Origin of the sequence: Microbacterium allomyrinae (genome assembly GCF_020682705.1) — a bacterium.
Lineage (GTDB): Bacteria > Actinomycetota > Actinomycetes > Actinomycetales > Microbacteriaceae > Microbacterium > Microbacterium allomyrinae.
Window position 1 is genome coordinate 12,514 of the sequence record NZ_JAGTTN010000010.1, and the last position, 15,232, is coordinate 27,745.

The 15,232-nt window shown below is 68.3% G+C and carries 17 protein-coding genes, 1 tRNA gene, 1 other RNA gene and 1 pseudogene; 6 read left to right on the top strand and 14 right to left on the bottom strand.

Annotation, left to right across the window (positions count from 1 at the left end; translation table 11 throughout):
- Positions 1–359: 359 nt before the first annotated feature.
- Both KEC57_RS18275 and ssrA read right to left on the bottom strand, forming a co-directional pair.
- Positions 360–788: pseudogene (locus KEC57_RS18275) on the bottom strand (transposase); the annotation flags it as partial.
- Between the two features lie 115 nt (positions 789–903).
- Positions 904–1,272: a transfer-messenger RNA gene (gene ssrA / locus KEC57_RS18280) on the bottom strand.
- A gap of 157 nt (positions 1,273–1,429) precedes the next feature.
- On the opposite strand from ssrA, the gene KEC57_RS18285 reads away from it, so the two are divergent.
- Complete coding sequence (locus tag KEC57_RS18285) at positions 1,430–2,251, top strand: siderophore-interacting protein (protein ID WP_229386134.1); 822 nt, start codon at positions 1,430–1,432, stop codon at positions 2,249–2,251.
- 64 nt (positions 2,252–2,315) lie between these two features.
- Positions 2,316–2,993, top strand: coding sequence for an SIMPL domain-containing protein (locus KEC57_RS18290; protein ID WP_229386135.1), 678 nt, complete (start codon positions 2,316–2,318; stop codon positions 2,991–2,993).
- A 43-nt stretch (positions 2,994–3,036) separates the two neighbouring features.
- Here KEC57_RS18290 and smpB read toward each other — a convergent pair whose 3' ends face one another.
- The 4 genes from smpB to prfB form a co-directional block, all read right to left on the bottom strand.
- On the bottom strand, positions 3,037–3,513 hold the full coding sequence (gene smpB / locus KEC57_RS18295; RefSeq protein WP_229386136.1) for an SsrA-binding protein SmpB: 477 nt from the start codon (positions 3,511–3,513) through the stop codon (positions 3,037–3,039).
- Between the two features lie 118 nt (positions 3,514–3,631).
- A complete protein-coding gene (gene ftsX, locus KEC57_RS18300) occupies positions 3,632–4,546 on the bottom strand; it encodes a permease-like cell division protein FtsX (protein ID WP_229386137.1) in 915 nt (304 codons plus the stop codon).
- Positions 4,543–5,691, bottom strand: coding sequence for a cell division ATP-binding protein FtsE (gene ftsE, locus KEC57_RS18305; protein ID WP_229386138.1), 1,149 nt, complete (start codon positions 5,689–5,691; stop codon positions 4,543–4,545). Before ftsE ends, ftsX begins: the two co-directional genes overlap by 4 nt.
- Positions 5,692–5,809: 118 nt before the next feature.
- The gene (gene prfB / locus KEC57_RS18310; RefSeq protein ID WP_229386139.1) at positions 5,810–6,919 is read right to left on the bottom strand and encodes a peptide chain release factor 2; all 1,110 of its coding nucleotides are present in this window, start codon (positions 6,917–6,919) and stop codon (positions 5,810–5,812) included.
- 20 nt (positions 6,920–6,939) lie between these two features.
- Between prfB and KEC57_RS18315 the strand changes: the two genes are divergently transcribed.
- Entirely contained in the window at positions 6,940–8,229 is a 1,290-nt protein-coding gene (locus KEC57_RS18315) for an MFS transporter (protein ID WP_229386140.1), read from the top strand.
- Between the two features lie 17 nt (positions 8,230–8,246).
- Here KEC57_RS18315 and KEC57_RS18320 read toward each other — a convergent pair whose 3' ends face one another.
- From KEC57_RS18320 to KEC57_RS18355, 8 genes are all read right to left on the bottom strand, one after another.
- Positions 8,247–9,095 carry a serine protein kinase RIO gene (locus tag KEC57_RS18320; protein ID WP_229386141.1) on the bottom strand — a complete coding sequence of 283 codons (849 nt, stop codon included), beginning with the start codon at positions 9,093–9,095 and terminating at the stop codon, positions 8,247–8,249.
- A gap of 222 nt (positions 9,096–9,317) precedes the next feature.
- On the bottom strand, positions 9,318–9,701 hold the full coding sequence (locus tag KEC57_RS18325; protein WP_229386142.1) for a hypothetical protein: 384 nt from the start codon (positions 9,699–9,701) through the stop codon (positions 9,318–9,320).
- 50 nt (positions 9,702–9,751) lie between these two features.
- Positions 9,752–10,252, bottom strand: a complete 501-nt coding sequence (locus KEC57_RS18330; protein WP_229386143.1) for a TadE/TadG family type IV pilus assembly protein — start codon at positions 10,250–10,252, stop codon at positions 9,752–9,754.
- Complete coding sequence (locus KEC57_RS18335; protein ID WP_229386206.1) at positions 10,227–10,637, bottom strand: TadE/TadG family type IV pilus assembly protein; 411 nt, start codon at positions 10,635–10,637, stop codon at positions 10,227–10,229. The genes KEC57_RS18330 and KEC57_RS18335 overlap by 26 nt, the downstream gene beginning before the upstream one ends.
- Before the next feature lie 63 nt (positions 10,638–10,700).
- Positions 10,701–10,889 (bottom strand): hypothetical protein, encoded by a 189-nt coding sequence (locus KEC57_RS18340; protein WP_229386207.1) that lies wholly within the window; start codon positions 10,887–10,889, stop codon positions 10,701–10,703.
- A gap of 35 nt (positions 10,890–10,924) precedes the next feature.
- Positions 10,925–11,854 carry a type II secretion system F family protein gene (locus KEC57_RS18345; protein WP_229386144.1) on the bottom strand — a complete coding sequence of 310 codons (930 nt, stop codon included), beginning with the start codon at positions 11,852–11,854 and terminating at the stop codon, positions 10,925–10,927.
- Entirely contained in the window at positions 11,851–12,708 is an 858-nt protein-coding gene (locus KEC57_RS18350; RefSeq protein WP_229386145.1) for a type II secretion system F family protein, read from the bottom strand. Before KEC57_RS18350 ends, KEC57_RS18345 begins: the two co-directional genes overlap by 4 nt.
- Positions 12,705–13,856, bottom strand: coding sequence for a TadA family conjugal transfer-associated ATPase (locus tag KEC57_RS18355; protein ID WP_229386146.1), 1,152 nt, complete (start codon positions 13,854–13,856; stop codon positions 12,705–12,707). The genes KEC57_RS18350 and KEC57_RS18355 overlap by 4 nt, the downstream gene beginning before the upstream one ends.
- A gap of 141 nt (positions 13,857–13,997) precedes the next feature.
- Between KEC57_RS18355 and KEC57_RS18360 the strand changes: the two genes are divergently transcribed.
- The 3 genes from KEC57_RS18360 to KEC57_RS18370 all read left to right on the top strand — a co-directional run bounded on the left by KEC57_RS18360 (position 13,998) and on the right by KEC57_RS18370 (position 15,217).
- On the top strand, positions 13,998–14,210 hold the full coding sequence (locus KEC57_RS18360) for a PLDc N-terminal domain-containing protein (RefSeq protein WP_229386147.1): 213 nt from the start codon (positions 13,998–14,000) through the stop codon (positions 14,208–14,210).
- Between the two features lie 76 nt (positions 14,211–14,286).
- Positions 14,287–14,368: transfer RNA gene (locus KEC57_RS18365), tRNA-Leu, on the top strand.
- Positions 14,369–14,434: 66 nt separating this feature from the next.
- Positions 14,435–15,217, top strand: coding sequence for a DedA family protein (locus tag KEC57_RS18370; protein ID WP_229386148.1), 783 nt, complete (start codon positions 14,435–14,437; stop codon positions 15,215–15,217).
- Positions 15,218–15,232: the final 15 nt, after the last annotated feature.

Here is a 15,232-nt window from a genome sequence, read left to right on the forward strand (position 1 = left end):
CGTCTCTGTACAGTCGGCTGTCCGCTCTGGTGCCGTCGGTGACAAGCAGGGCATTCGTGCCCAGTTTGCGGGGTGTACTCGCCACGGCAAGGGATCGTGACGACCTTGGTCAGCCCTACACGCCATGCCGGAATCAGCGCTTCGAGATCTCGGCGTTCCCGGCTGTTCCGAACCGCGTCGGGTCTGGACGCGATGAATGCGTCCATGCCACGTCGCTCCCAGCTCATCCACGATGGATCCCGGAACACGTCTTGGGCCGTACTCGTCGCCCCACCGCGGACCGACCACCTCCCGCAGGGTAGACTCGCGCTCCTCCGGGGACTGTCCGATAGACGGTGTGTGGGGTCCGGTGGTTTTCATCAGTAGGTGATTCTTTCGAACCGTCCGGCGAAGGTGATCGCGGACGCGCTGAGCGCTGGCTTCCACCTGATCACCCAGCGTGCCCTGCCGGCGCCGGTGGGGTCAAGCGAGCGGGTCACGAGGTAGAGACACTTCAACGCGGCTTGCTCGTTCGGAAAGTGTCCCCGCGCCCGGACCGCCCGCCGGTATCTTGCGTTGATCGACTCGATCGCGTTCGTTGTGCAGATCACCGGGCGGATCTCGACGTCGTATTCGAGGAACGGCACGAACTCCGCCCAGCTGCTCTTCCAGAGTTGGATGATCGCCGGGTATCGCCCGCCCCACGCGCTCGCGAACTCGTCGAACCGGTCTTTCGCGGCCTGCTCCGACGGGGCGGTGTAGACCGGCTTGAGAGCCTTCACGATCGCATCCCGGTGCTGCCGGCCGGCGTTTGTGGGCGATTTGTGGGCGATTCAATTTCGAGTCGCCTCCCGAGAAACGAACGAAGACCCCGAGATCCGCGCAATTGCGCGGCTCTCGGGGCCTTGTTCCGTGACAGCGGATTGGTGGAGATGGGGGGAATCGAACCCCCGTCCATCGCTGGGATACTGCGTCTTCTCCGGGCGCATTCTGTGAAGACGTTCTACTCGGCTCCGACCTTTGTCACAGACACCTAAGTCGACGAGCCCAGTCTGGGAAGAGTCCCGGGTGACGTCCAGACGCCGTCACACAGCAAGTTCCCTAGATGACGCCAGAGTCCGTAGCGGGAACGCCTACGGTCTGACGGAGTTCAGGCTCGCTTATGCAGCGAGGGCGAACTCAGTGCGCTTGGTTTCGGCACTTATTGGTTTGCGGGGATCGTTAACGAGATAACCCTGCATCCTCGGCCCGCTTCTCGCAGATTCACAGGCGATGTCGAAACCGATCATCCCCATGAAGCCTTCTTTCGAAGGGCCGCTGTCACACTGTTGAATTTCCCACGCCGGATGCCGAAACACCCGAGCACATCAGACTACAACGGATGCCGCTCTGCCGCCATTCCCGGCCCGCCCGAAGTCCAAGCCCCGGCAGGGCGCTCTACGATGTAAGGGTGACCTCACCTCGCCGGACCCCCTCCCGCCAGACCACACTCGACGTCGTCGAGACGACATGGCTGACGCCGGGATTGGTACGGGTGACTCTGTCGGGCGATGAGTTCGACGATTTCGCCGATCGGATCGAGACCGACAAATATGCGAAGCTTTTCTTCCCGCCCGCGGACAGTCCTCTCGAGCCGCCCTATGACCTCGCCGCGCTCCGCGACGAGGTTCCGTTCGACCAGCTCCCCACGGTCCGCACGTACACGATCCGTCGTGTCGACCCCGGCCGCCGGACGGTCGACATCGACTTCGTGGTGCACGGCGACGCCGGGGTCGCGGGCCCTTGGGCCGCAACCGCGGGACCGGGAGATCGGCTGACGATGTCCTCTCCCGGCGGGGGGTATCTCGCCGACGGCGAAGCCGACCACCACGTCCTCATCGGCGACGAGTCCGCGTTTCCCGCGATCACCGCGGCTCTTGAGGCATTGCCTGAGACCGCTCACGTCACCGTGGTGCTCGAGGCGCGCTCTATCGAGCATCGCGTCGCCCTGCCCACAGCGGCGACCGCCACGCTGGAGTGGGTGGACGAGGACCACGAGGCGCCCGGCGCACGATTGGTCGATACCGTCGAACGCCTCGAGTGGCCTGCTGGTCGCGTGCAGGTGTTCGCCCATGGCGAGCGAGGTGCGATGAAGGCGCTTCGGCCGCTGCTGATCGAGCGCGGCGTAGCGCGGGCCGACCTGTCGCTGTCCGCGTACTGGGCGTACGGGCGCTCCGAAGACACATTCCAGTCGGAGAAGCGGCTGCCGATCGGCCAGATCTTCCCCGACTGATCGGTCCCGCGGTCCGCCCGTGGCGCGGCACGGCGTGTCGCGGCCGTCACGTAGAGTCGGCGTCATGAGCGATGTCGTCATCACGGTCCGCGGGGAGCACGAGACCCGCATCGCCCCCGAGCGTGCGGTCGCTCACCTGACCATCCGTGCGGAGGGGCCCGAGCGCGGAGCGGTCGTCGAGCGCATCGCGGCGTTCACCGAGCCGGTGCGCGACGATCTCGCGTCGCGAAAGATCGCCGGCACGGTTCTCGAGTGGACGAGTCAGCGCGTGTCGGTCTGGTCGGAACGCCCGTGGAACAACGAGGGCAAGCGTCTCGCGCCGGTGTACTACGCCACGGTCGACTTCTCGGTCACGTTCACCGACTTCGCCGTGCTGTCGTGGTGGGCGGGCGAGGTCGCCGAGCGCGAAGGCGTGCAGCTCGGCTGGATCGAGTGGAAGCTCACGCCCGAGACCCGCGCCGCAACGGAGCGCGATGTCGCCACTCAGGCCGTCGGAGTCGCGGTTTCTCGTGCCGCCGCGTATGCCGGCGCTCTCGGCCTCGGCAACGTGACGCCGCTCGAGATCGCGGATGTCGGGCTCCTCACCCGTCCGGAGCATCCGGAGGGGGCACAGGCGCCGCGCGTGCTCATGGCGAAGGCGGCCTTCTCGGCGGATTCCGTCGGCGGTGGACCTGCGGTACAGCTCCAGCCCGACGACATCGTGGTGTCGTCGGCGGTCGAAGCCCGCTTCCTCGCGCGCTGAACTCGTTGAGGCGGATGCCGCGGCCCGCGGCATCCGAGCCGGGTCAGTCGCCGAGGCGGTTGCGTGAGCGCATCGCGCGCTCGGCCTCGCGCTTGTCTTCGCGCTCGCGGAGCGTCTGGCGCTTCTCGAACTCGCGCTTGCCCTTCGCGACCGCGATCTCGACTTTGGCGCGGCCATCCGAGAAATAGAGCTTCAGCGGTACGAGTGTGTACCCACCCGCGGAGATCGCGTGCGAGAGCTTGATGATCTCGTCCTTGTGCAGCAGCAGCTTGCGGGTGCGCTTCGACGCGTGGTTCGTCCAGTGGCCCTGCGAGTACTCCGGGATGTGCACCGCGTCGAGGAATGCCTCGCCACCGTCGATGTAGGCGTAGCCGTCGTTGATGTTGGCGCGACCCTGCCGCAGCGACTTGACCTCGGTGCCCGTGAGCACGAGGCCCGCCTCGTACGTCTTCTCGATGGCGTACTCGTGGCGCGCGCGACGATTGGTCGCGACGACCTTCTCACCGCGTTCCCTGGGCATGATGTCTCCTCGTGTGAAATGTCGTTCCGGATTCCGGAATCTCGCCGGGCAGACGACAGCCTGTCAGTCTACCCCGGGAACAACCCGCCGCGCGTCGGCGCGCACCCGTCCGGCTCGGTCAGGCGCGCAGCCAGCGGCGGATGGCCACACCCGCCGACACCGCCGCGAGCAGTACGCCGAGCACGATGAGCACGGGCACGACGAGCCAGGCCTCGGCCATTCCGACCCACGTCGTCACGAACTCGACGCGGCCGCGCAGATACATGTTGACACCGAAGTGCACGCCGGCGAGGACGGCGCCGCTGGCCAGCAGCGAGCCGATGAGCGCCGCGAAGACGCCCTCCAGGATGAACGGCGTCTGGATGAATCGATTGGACGCCCCGACCAGCCTCATGATGCCGAGCTCGCGCCGGCGCGCGAACGCCGAGAGCCGGATCGTGGTGGCGATGAGCAGTACGGCTGCGATCAGCATCAGGGCGGCGATGCCGATCGCGATGTATGTGGCGATGGTGAGCGCGGAGAAGAGGGGCTCCAGATATTGCAGCTGGTCTTGAACCTCCTCGACTCCCTGCGTACCGGTGAACGCCTCGATGATGACGTCGGACTGCCGCTGATCGATGAGATTGATCCAGAACGTCTGGTTCAGCTGGTCGGCCGTGATGACGCTCGCGTAGTCCTCGCCGAGCAGTTCGATGACGTTCTGGTAGGCCTCTTCGCTGTCTTCGAAGCGCACGTCGCGGATGAGCGGCGACAGCGCGGCACCGTCGAGCTTCTCCTGCACGGCATCCAATTGCTCCTGCGAGGCCACGCCGTTTGTGCACGTCGCGGCCTGCGAGATGTCGGTGCACATGTAGATGGCGACCTGCGCGCGGTCGACCCAGAAGTCCCGCATCGTGCCGATCTGCATCTGCATGAGGATCGCCGCACCCACGAAAGTGAGCGACACGAAAGTGACCAGGACGACAGAGATCACCATCGATACGTTGCGACGGAGACCTGTGAAGGCCTCGGAGAGGATCAGTCCGAACCTCATGAGGTCGGCCCCACTTCGTCATCGGGCTCGGTCTCGCCCAGGCCGAGCCGATCGGCCAGCCCCAGCTCCGCCACATCCATCTCGTCGAGGTCGGCTACGGGGATCGGCTGCGTGTGCGGAGGGAGATCGGATGCCGTCTCCGGCTCTTCGACACGGTCTGGCACAGCCGCGGGGCGGGCAGGCGGGGGCACGTCGGCAGCGTCAGGCTCGACCACGGTGACCGGCTGCGGCGCGAGTACGGGGGCCGCAGGGGCGGAGGCAGCGAGGGCGGAGGCAGCGGGGTCCGACGGGATCGGCGCGGAGGCGGCATCCGCCACATCGTCGTCGGGCCCGACGATCGTCGGATCCAGACCCGCCGCCGCAGCGATCGTCGCTTCGCGCTGCACCTCGAGCACGGCGGTCAGGGCGGCGACCGCGGCCGCCCCGCGCTCCGGTTCGGGTCGCAGGCTCGGGATTCCCGATGTGTCGCCGTAGCCGCCATGACGCTCGTCGCGCACCATCTCGCCATGCGCGAGCTCGATCACGCGGCGCTGCATCTGGTCGACGAAGCCGGCCTCGTGCGTCGCCATGACGACGGTCGTGCCGCCGGCGTTGATGCGTGCGAGAAGCTGCATGATGTCGACGGATGTCGCGGGGTCGAGGTTTCCGGTCGGTTCGTCGGCGAGCAGCACCTGGGGCCGGTTCGCGAGAGCGCGGGCGATCGCGACGCGCTGCTGCTCACCACCGGAGAGTTCATGCGGGAATCGCTTCTCCTTGCCGGCGAGACCCACCAGTGCGAGCACCTCGGGCACAGCCTGCTGAATGAAACCGCGAGAGGAGCCGATCACCTGGAGCGTGAAAGCGACGTTCTGGAACACCGTCTTGGTCGGCAGCAACCGGAAGTCCTGGAACACGGCACCGACGTGGCGCCGGAAATAGGGAACTTTGCGGTTGGAGAGCGTTCGAAGATCGCGGCCGAGCACGACCACCCGCCCCTCGGACGGAGTCTCCTCCCGCAGGATCAGTCGCAAGCACGACGACTTGCCCGACCCGGACGCGCCGACGAGAAAGACGAACTCCCCCCGTGGCACCTCGAAGTCGACGTTGTTCAGGGCGGGTTTCGAAGTGCCGCGAAAGCGCTTCGTGACATTCTCGAACCGGATCATGGCCTAACGAGCCTAAGCGGATGCCTCGTCACCGGCTCCAGCGACACCCGGAGCCGAAGCATCCGGAATCCGCCGGATCGAGAGCGTCGCCGCACGGGGTCGGCAACAGGTGTCCCGATCAGTCGTTGTCTTTGCGCTTGCGCCAGCGGATGCCGGCCGAGATGAAGCCGTCGAGGTCGCCGTCGAAGACGATCGCGGGGTTTCCGACCTCGTGGCCGGTGCGCAGATCCTTCACGAGCTGCTGGCCGTAGAGGAAGTAGGAGCGCATCTGGTCGCCCCAGCTCGCGGTGATGACGCCCGCGAGCTCCTTCTTCTTCGCCGCCTCTTTCTCCTTCTGCAGGAGCAGAAGGCGGGTCTGGAGCACGCGCATCGCCGCTGCGCGGTTCTGAATCTGCGACTTCTCGTTCTGCATCGACACGACGAGGCCCGTCGGGAGGTGCGTGAGGCGCACGGCGGAGTCGGTCGTGTTGACCGACTGCCCACCCGGACCGGAGGAACGGAACACGTCCACGCGGATGTCACCCTCGGGGATGTCGATCTCGACGGCCTCTTCCATCACGGGAATGACCTCGACGGCGGCGAAACTGGTCTGCCGCTTGTCGGCGGAGCCGAACGGGCTGATGCGCGCGAGACGATGCGTGCCGGCCTCGATCGAGAGCGTGCCGTACGCGTAGGGGGCGTCGACCTCGAAGGTGGCCGACTTGATGCCTGCGCCTTCGGCATAAGACGTGTCCATGATCTTGACGGGGTACTTGTGCCGCTCGGCCCACCGAAGGTACATGCGCAGGAGCATCTCGGCGAAGTCCGTCGCGTCGTCGCCGCCCGCTCCCGAGCGGATGGTCACGACCGCGGCACGGTCGTCGTATTCGCCGTCGAGCAGCGTCTGCACTTCGAGCTGGCCGATGATGTCTTCGAGTTCGGCGAGTTCGCGACGCGCCTCTTCGGCGGAGTCCTCGTCGTCCATCTCGATCGCGAGCTCGATGAGAACGTCGAGATCATCGAGACGACGTTCGATGTCGGTGATGCGCTTGAGCTCGGTCTGACGGTGGCTGAGGGCGCTGGTCACCTTCTGAGCCTTGTCGACGTCGTCCCACAGATCTGGGGCGCCGGCCTCGTCGTTCAGCCTCGCGATCTCGCTGGTGAGCGCCTCGACATCGACGACGGCGCGGATGTCGTCGAAGGTGGAGCGGAGCGCCTGGATGTCGGCGGAAAGATCGAGTTCGAGCATGACAGTCCAGACTAACGTGGATGGCTGTGACCGATCATCCCGACTCCCCCACCGCACGCGACGTGTTGTGGCGGTTCGGGCCGATGATCTATGGGCCGACCGTGCTCTTCGCACTGGGCGAGGGAGCGGTGATCCCTCTCATCCCGGTGATCGCCGCGCAGCTCGGGGCGGATGTCGCCACCGCAGCCCTGGTGGCGTCCGCGCTCGTCGTCGGACAACTCTGCGGCAACATTCCCGCGGGCTGGGCGGTGGCGCGCATCGGTGAGCGGCTCACGATGGCGATCGCCGGCACGGTGTCGCTCGCCGGTGTCGTGGGGCTCGCCCTGGCACCCTCGCTTGGACTGTTCGCGCTCTCGGTTCTCCTGATCGGCTTCTGCGCCGCCGCGTTCGGACTCGCACGCCACTCGTTCATGACGACACGCGTCCCGATCGAGTTCCGCGCTCGAGCGCTGTCGCTGCTGGGCGGGACATTCCGTCTGGGCATGTTCATCGGGCCGTTCGTCGCGGCGCTCCTGCTCGCGGTTCTCGGCGACGAGCATGCCACGATCTGGTTCTTCGGCGCGTGCCTCGTCGCCACTGTGCTGCTCGTGCTGTTCGGACCTGATCCGGAACGACAATTCGTGACATCCGCCGTCGCTCTCGACGATGCGACTCTCGCCGAAGACACCGGTGAGCCGGTGACCGGATCGATCCCCACGACCGAGCGCGTCGGCGTGCTCCGCACGATGTGGCGCTATCGCCGTGTGCTCTCGCGACTGGGCGCGGCCGCGGCATCCCTGTCCGCCGTCCGTTCGGCGCGGCAGGTCGTGCTTCCGCTGTGGGGCGTGTCGATCGGGCTCGACGCTCAGACGATCGCGCTCGTCGTAGGAATCTCGGGCGCGATCGACTTCGCGCTCTTCTACGCCAGCGGCCAGGTCATGGACCGGTTCGGACGACTCTGGGCAGCTCTTCCCGCGATGATCCTCATGGGCGCGGGCTTCATCGCCCTGTCGTTCACGCACGAGAGCGGACAGGCCGCGATGTGGTTCGCGATGTTCGCGGGGGTGCTCGGCGTCGGCAACGGCCTGTCGAGCGGCATCCTCCTCACGCTCGGCGCCGACGTCGCCCCGAAAGACGATCCGGCACCGTTCCTGGGCTCATGGCGCACGCTCACCGACGCCGGCGGGGCGATCGCGCCGCTGCTCGTTTCCGGGATCACCGCGGTCGCCTCGCTCGCCATCGCCACCGGCGCCGTCGGCGCGATCGGTCTGCTCGGCGCCCTCGCGTTCGTGCGATGGGTCCCGCGGTTCGTGCCGCGCACGACGCCCTGACTGCGCCGCGTCGCCCATCACCAGAGAGCGCCGACGAGATCGCCGAACAGCGCCTCGGGGTCGGTATCGAGGCCTCGACGCGCGAACCAGGTCGACACGTTGACGACATCGCGGTACAGGAAGTCGAGACCCTGCGGATTCGCGGCGACATCGACGATCTGCGGCAGGTCGATCACCACGACGCGACCGTGATGCTCCAGCAGGTTGTACGGCGAGAGGTCGCCGTGCGCGAAGCCGGCACGCGCGAACGTCTCGAGGATGCCGACCACCTGGTCGTAGGCACCCGCCAGCTGAGACCCGTGCAGACGGGACTGCGCGAGTCGCGGTGCGGCGACGCGGCCGTCACCGATGAACTCCATGAGCACTTCGGTCTCGCTCACCTGCACGGGGTAGGGCACCGGGAGACCCGCCTGCCACCCCCGTGTCAGTGCGGCGAACTCGCTTCCCGCCCAATGGCCGGCGGCGACGCCGCGCCCGTACGAGGTCTTGCGGTGCACGGCGCGGGCATCCCGCGTATTGCGGATCGCGCGGCCCTCTTCGTAGCTGCCCGAGCGATGGAAGTCGCTGTGCTGGGCGGTGCGGTACCGCTTCGCGGCGAGCAGCGAGCCCGGTCTGCCCGGCACAGCACGCTCGATCAGGTGGACGTCGGCCTCCTTGCCGGTCTTGACGACCCCGAGTTCGGTGTCGAAGGCGCCGCTGGCCGTCACCAGCCAGTCGGGATGGGGCAGCGGGCCTCGCTGGGTCGGCGGGGACGCCGGCCACGTCGACCAGCGCTGGTCGGGCCCGGGCTCGGGAACGGAGTCGCCGGACGCGGCGTGATCGGGGGAAGCAGGGTGGAAGGACGCGTCGAAACGCAGGGATGACATCGGGCAGACACTCCAGGAAGAGGAGGCCGCCGATCGATCAAAGGAAGTGGGCGACCTTTTGGGAAGAGGAAACAGCACGGGGCATGGCGAAGACAGCCATCGTTCGTCCTCCTTCCGGTCCGGGTGCGTGGCGAGGCACGGCACCGATTCGGCGTTCACTCTAGCGGCGCGGCATCCTCCGGCACCAGGGGCATGGACCGACCGGCAGACGCGCGGTCGATGTCAGCGCAGCGCGGTGCGACTGGTGGCGGTCGCCTGGAGAGCAACCCCCTCAGGCACGAAAAGGGTGACCACCGGGGGATGCCATGTGCCGGCGACCGTGACGCGCGCCGATACCCCGTCGGGGGTCATGGCAGACACCAGCACCGCTCCCCCACCGATCTCGACGACCATGGACTCGGCCTGCGCGCGCACGCCGGCGTCGGTGAGCGTGGCGACCGGCTCGTCGGCGACCACCGTCAACTCGAACCCATCGGCTGCGGCGAGCGCCGCGGCATCCGCCACCGCATCGATGCGCTTCTGAGCGAGATACAGACTCGTGGCGGCGGTGCAGATCAGGATCGCCACGAGGGCCAGCACAGCGTACCCGAGGGTGAGAATCAGCACGCTCCCCTCGTCATCGGCCTGGCCGCCCGCACGAGCGCAGCGGCGGAGGTTCACTCGCCGCCCCAGAATCGCGACACCCTGTGCGCTGCAATCGCCTCGACGGGGACCACCGCGATGCGCTCGAGGCCGAGGACCGGCGGTACGAGCGGAAGGGCGACGGTCGTGCGCACGGTGACCACCAGCGTCGCACCCGCGGACGGGCACGCCACGCCCGCCGGCGTGCAGGTGAGCGCGAGATCGACATCGTCCAGCCCGTACTCGTCCTTCACCGCGGCGAGCACCCGGTCGGCTCGATCTCGCGCATCTTCCACCCCCGTCGCCGTGGACACAGCACGGGCGAGGTGCCGCGCCCCGGCCTCGGCACCGAGGGACTGCTCTTGGACGAGGCCGAGCGCGACGATGAGGTAGACGAGTGGTACCAGCATCAGCAGCCCCACGACGATGAACTCGAGTGCAGCGGATCCGCGTTCGGCGTCGTCGAGTCCAGGATCCGCGCGGATGTCGCCGGCCCCTGCGCAGCCGTCGTCAGTCCAGCGATTCGGTGGGCGCATGCGTGGTCACCTCCATCGACCGCGATGCCCCGAGCAATCCGACGAGAGGCAGCGTCGCCGCGACGCGCACCTCTACCGCCGGATATCCGAACGCCGTCGTCTCGCGTGCGATCACCTCGGTCGCGTACTCGGTGCCGACCGTGCGGGCGACGATCTCCCGTGTGCGCTCGGCTCCCTCTGCGAGCGTCGTGTCGGCGAGCGCCGCATGGTAGGCGCCCTCGACGGCGGCATCGTGCACCACGTTTCGCACATAGACCGCGAGGCCGAACTGCAGCACCCCGAGCGTGAGGACGGTCAGAAGAGTGCCCACGAGCACGAACTCGACCGGGCTCGAGCCCTCGTCACCCGCCTGGGCCGTCGCAAGACGCGCCCTTGCGGAGCCCAGGAACCGCGAACGGAGGAGCGCGTCGAAGCGACGCGTAGAGGACGAGCGGAAGCCTCGCACGACTCAGAAGCCGGAGACCCGCGAGATCGCCTGCTCGAAGAGCCCGGCCAGTGCCGGCCCGGCGAGCGCCCAGATCAGCACCACCAGCCCCGCGGTCATCAGTGTGATCAACACCCATCCCGGTACGTCACCGCGTTCGTCGTCAGCGAGATCGCGCCCCGCGGCGCGCAGCCTGTCGAAGGCGCGTCGCATCCGTGTCGTGTTCATCGTTCTCCTTCCGGTCGGCGTCAGCCGATTCCGAGTCGCAGCATGAAGATCCCTGGGAAGACCGCGAACAGCACGCTGAGCGGCAGGATCAGGAAGACCAGCGGGACGAGCATGTAGATCTCCTTGCGCCCCGCCCGTTCGATGAGGCTCCGCTTCGCATCCTCGCGAGCGTCGAGCGCCTGGGCGTGAAGCACGTGCGCCAACGGCGCGCCGCGCTCGATCGCGGCGACGAGCTGATCGACCGATCGCGAGAACGCAGGAATCTGGAGGCGATCCGCGAGCCGTGCGAGAGAGTCCGACAGCGACGATCCGGTGCCCACCGCGATCACCACACCCCGCAGTTCATTCGTCAGCTCGCCGGCGCCCACTTCGCTCACCCGGCGCAGGGAGTCGAGGATCCCCTCGCCGGCAGACAGGCACAGCGCGAGGAACTCCAGGATCGTCGGCAGCTCCTCCTGGATCCGAGCAGCCCGGGCGCTCGCAGCCCGGGTGAGCCAGGCGTCGCATGCGAGCAGTGCGAGCACAGCGCTCACCGGAGGAAGGAGCCCGAGCGCGGGCGATCCTCGGCCGAGGAGCACGAGGACCACCACGACCGCCCCGCCGACCGCCATCCCGGCGACCGCCCACGCGAGCTGCCGACCACGGAAGCGTGCGGCATCCATCGTCCACCCCGCGCGCCGCAGCCGCCGGTCGACGCCTTCGTCGCCGCCGAGTGCACGGGCGAAGCGTCGCTGAAGCGTCTCCCACGCGAGCGCGGCGTCATGGGCTGTCGGAGGGGTCACATCCAGTCCGCGCGGGTCGGTGATGTCGCGGATGTAGGGTGCGATCCGGCGGGCCAGGCTCGGCGCGCCCCATCGCGGTGCGAGAGACAGGAGCAGGCACACTCCGATTCCGAGTGCCGTGCCCAGAACGACCGCGTACGCGATGTCGCCGAGGCCGAATGCCATCATCCGAACCACCGCCGGGGCTCGGGAAGCCGGCCGAGGCGGAGCATGAGCCGGTATGCGACGACCGACACGGCCGCGCCGATGAGGATGAGGGCGATGCCCTCGGGACTGCCGTACGCCTGGGCACCCTCGGGTCTCATCGCGAGCAGCGCGAGGATCACCCATGGTGCGGCGACGCCCAGCACGGCCGCGCCACGGATCCAGGACTGGCGCGACTCCACCTCGGCGCGAAGGGCGGCGTCGGCCCGGACAGAGGTCGACAGCGCCCGGAGCACGGTGGTCAGTTCGGTTCCGCCCACCTGCCGCGCCATCCGCAGGGTCTCCACGATCCGGTCCGCGACAGGATCGGCGAGATTCACCTTCAGCCGCTGCGCACTCGAATCGAAGTGCCCGGACGCCGACACATCGCGGGCGAACACCGCGAACGGCGCACGAAGTTCGGCCGGCGCGGATTCGGCGAGGCTCGCGACGGCGTCAGGGAGGGACATGCCCGCGCGCACGGATGCGATGAGCAGGTCGCAGACATCCGGCCAGAGGTTGCGGCGGGTGCGCAGCAGGCGCGAGCGTCGAGCGCGCAGCCACGCGAACGGTGCCGCGCCACCCGCCGCCGCGGCGACCAGCGCGAGCGGGAGCACCGGCGCAACGAGCCACGCGATCGCCGCGCCGAGCACCGCGGCACCGACGGCGGCGATCGTCACCGAAGTCGTCGACAAGCGCGCGAGGCCTGCGTCTTCGAGCAGGCGCGCGACCCTCCCGCGGCGTGGCGCCGCCGGTGCATCCACCCGCACCGGCCAGAGCCACGGCGATGCGGTGAGCAGCAGCCCGGCGGCGAGCAGCGCGCCCCACACGATCGTCATGCCGCGCCAGCCCGATACAGGGTGGTGGCTTCGATCACGCCCTCGACGACCCTCGTGGGCTCGACGATCTCCACCACGCGCCGGATCCCCTCCGCGTCGCGTCGGCAGTGGACGACGAGATCGACGGATGCCGCGACCGCCGGCAGCACGAACGCTCCGTCGATGTTCTGCCCCGCCAGCAGCGGCAGCGCAGCGAGCTTGCTCAGCGCCTCACGTGCAGAGTTGGCATGGATGGTGGCCGCTCCCGGCACCCCGGTGTTGAGCGCGAGCAGCAGGTCGAGCGCCTCGGCGCCGCGCACCTCACCGACGACAAGCCGGTCCGGACGCATGCGAAGAGCCTCTTTCACCAGCCGCCGCAGGGTCACCTCGCCGGAGCCTTCGAGGCTCGGCTGCCGCCCCTGGAGCGAGACCACGTCGGGGGCGGCGACGGCGAGCTCGAACGTCTCCTCCACCGTGACGATCCGGTGCTCGGGCGGGCAGGCCGCGATGAGTGCGCCGAGGAGGGTCGTCTTGCCGGCATGGGTGGCACCCGAGACCAGGACGGAGCGCCCGTCCGCCATCGCGGACCGAAGGAGCTCTGCCGCGTGCGGGTCGAGCGACCCCGCCGCGACGAGCCGCGCGAGGTCGCGGTATGCGGGCAGGAACTTTCGCACATTCACCGCCCAGTGACGGCGCGTGATATCGGGAATAACCACGTGCAGGCGTGACCCGTCCGGCAGCGACGCGTCGACGAAGGGCTGGCTCAGATCGACCCGACGACCGGTGGACTGAAGCATGCGCTCGACGAGGTCCCGCACGGCCGTGTCGGTGAGCACGAGCGGGGTTCGCTCGGGCACTCCCTGGCGAGCGATGAAGATCCGGTCGGGAGCGTTGATCCAGAGTTCTTCGACGGTCGGGTCATCGAGATACGCCTGCAGCGGGCCGTACCCGGCCACCGCGGCGAGCACCTCGCGCACGCACGCGGACTCGTCATCGACGGGCGCCAGCCCCCGTGCGAGCGCGAAGTCGTTGTGGCGGCGCACCTCGGCGCGGGCGACCTGGACGGCGAGATCGGGGTCGCGGGACGGGTCGGCACGCTCGGCGCGCAGCCGCTCCCGCACGCGCTCGGCGACCACGGTCGCGACGGGTGGGGCGGAGGGCGGGGTCACCGAAGCATCCTCGCAACTCGCGGCCGAGGCATCCGGAAGTTATCCACAGGGCGGGCCGTATCGCCTCTGATCGCGCGGGAGAAGCAGGTGCGGGTGTCCGTCTCACAGGGCAGGATGGAACCCCGCGACGAAAGGAAGATCATGACCAAGGCGAAGACCGAGATCGCTCCCGGAGCGAAGTTCGGACTGGGGATCGTGGGCATCGTGCAGGTCGTGTTCGCGTTCCTCGCGTTCTGGGACCTCGCGCACCGCGAGGCCGATGAGGTGCACGGGCCGAAGGCGGCGTGGATCCCGGCGATCCTCGTCAACTGGATCGGACCCGCGAGCTACTTCCTCTTCGGCATCCGTCGCTGAGCATGAAGCGCGGACTGCATCCCGGGGGCCAGCCCCACCGCCGCACCTCCGGGTCGTCAGTAGACTGAACCCACTCGCGGGAGTGGTGGAATTGGCAGACACGCAGGATTTAGGTTCCTGTGCCTTCGGGCGTGTGGGTTCAAGTCCCACCTTCCGCACGAGGGGTGTCGCAGCATCCCCATCCCTGCCGACCGCCGACCACCTCAGACCGACGGGAACCGCACGTGCACTCCATAGCCCTCATCCCCTGGCTCGACCCCGCGGCGATCATCGCCGCATCGCAGCCGTGGGCCCTGCTCGTCGTGTGCTTCATCGTGTTCGCCGAGACCGGCCTGCTGATCGGCTTCCTGCTGCCGGGCGACACGCTCCTGGTCATCTCGGGTCTGCTGTCCCACCCGCAGCCGGGCGCCCCTGACGGAGTCTTCGGAATCAGCGTCTGGTGGGTCGCGCTGCTCATCGGCCTCTCCGCGTTCGTCGGAGGCGAGGTCGGCTACTTGATCGGACACAAGGCCGGCCCCGCGGTGTTCGAGCGCAAAGAGAGCGGTCTGTTCAGCGTCAAGAACGTGGAGCGCACGAACGCGTTCTTCGTGCGCTTCGGCGGGCTCACGATCATCCTCGCCCGCTTCGTGCCGATCGTGCGCACCTTCGCCCCGGTCGCAGCCGGCGTCGGCCACATGCACAAGGGCAAGTACACGCTCTACAACTTCATCGGGGCTGTGCTGTGGGGTTTCGGCCTCACCATGTTCGGATACCTCATCGGGTTCATCCCCTGGGTCGCCGAGCTCGTCACCGAGTACATCGACGTGATCCTGCTGATCGCGGTCGGAGGTACGGCGGTCATCACGCTCTGGCACTACCTGAGCGAGCGGCGCAAGGCGAAGAAGGCTGCTGCGGCCGGCGAAGACGTCGTGACCGACCACGACGAGGCCGAAGCCCTCGTGCTCGACCCCGAGATCTTCGAGCGCGGCCCTGAGACGCACGACGGCGACCAGGCCCCCAAGGCCTGAGTCCCCTTACGACCG

What these genes read in the sequence shown, in the direction of transcription:
- KEC57_RS18320 (WP_229386141.1), bottom strand. Translation starts at nt 9,095, where the DNA reads ATGTCATCCCTGCGTTTCGACGCGTCCTTCCACCCTGCTTCCCCCGAT.
- KEC57_RS18340 (WP_229386207.1), bottom strand. Translation starts at nt 10,889, where the DNA reads ATGCGACGCGCCTTCGACAGGCTGCGCGCCGCGGGGCGCGATCTCGCT.
- smpB (WP_229386136.1), bottom strand. Translation starts at nt 3,513, where the DNA reads ATGCCCAGGGAACGCGGTGAGAAGGTCGTCGCGACCAATCGTCGCGCG.
- KEC57_RS18345 (WP_229386144.1), bottom strand. Translation starts at nt 11,854, where the DNA reads ATGATGGCATTCGGCCTCGGCGACATCGCGTACGCGGTCGTTCTGGGC.
- KEC57_RS18315 (WP_229386140.1), top strand. Translation starts at nt 6,940, where the DNA reads ATGGCTGTGACCGATCATCCCGACTCCCCCACCGCACGCGACGTGTTG.
- KEC57_RS18360 (WP_229386147.1), top strand. Translation starts at nt 13,998, where the DNA reads ATGACCAAGGCGAAGACCGAGATCGCTCCCGGAGCGAAGTTCGGACTG.
- KEC57_RS18350 (WP_229386145.1), bottom strand. Translation starts at nt 12,708, where the DNA reads ATGACGATCGTGTGGGGCGCGCTGCTCGCCGCCGGGCTGCTGCTCACC.
- KEC57_RS18330 (WP_229386143.1), bottom strand. Translation starts at nt 10,252, where the DNA reads ATGCGCCCACCGAATCGCTGGACTGACGACGGCTGCGCAGGGGCCGGC.
- ftsX (WP_229386137.1), bottom strand. Translation starts at nt 4,546, where the DNA reads ATGAGGTTCGGACTGATCCTCTCCGAGGCCTTCACAGGTCTCCGTCGC.
- ftsE (WP_229386138.1), bottom strand. Translation starts at nt 5,691, where the DNA reads ATGATCCGGTTCGAGAATGTCACGAAGCGCTTTCGCGGCACTTCGAAA.
- KEC57_RS18290 (WP_229386135.1), top strand. Translation starts at nt 2,316, where the DNA reads ATGAGCGATGTCGTCATCACGGTCCGCGGGGAGCACGAGACCCGCATC.
- prfB (WP_229386139.1), bottom strand. Translation starts at nt 6,919, where the DNA reads ATGCTCGAACTCGATCTTTCCGCCGACATCCAGGCGCTCCGCTCCACC.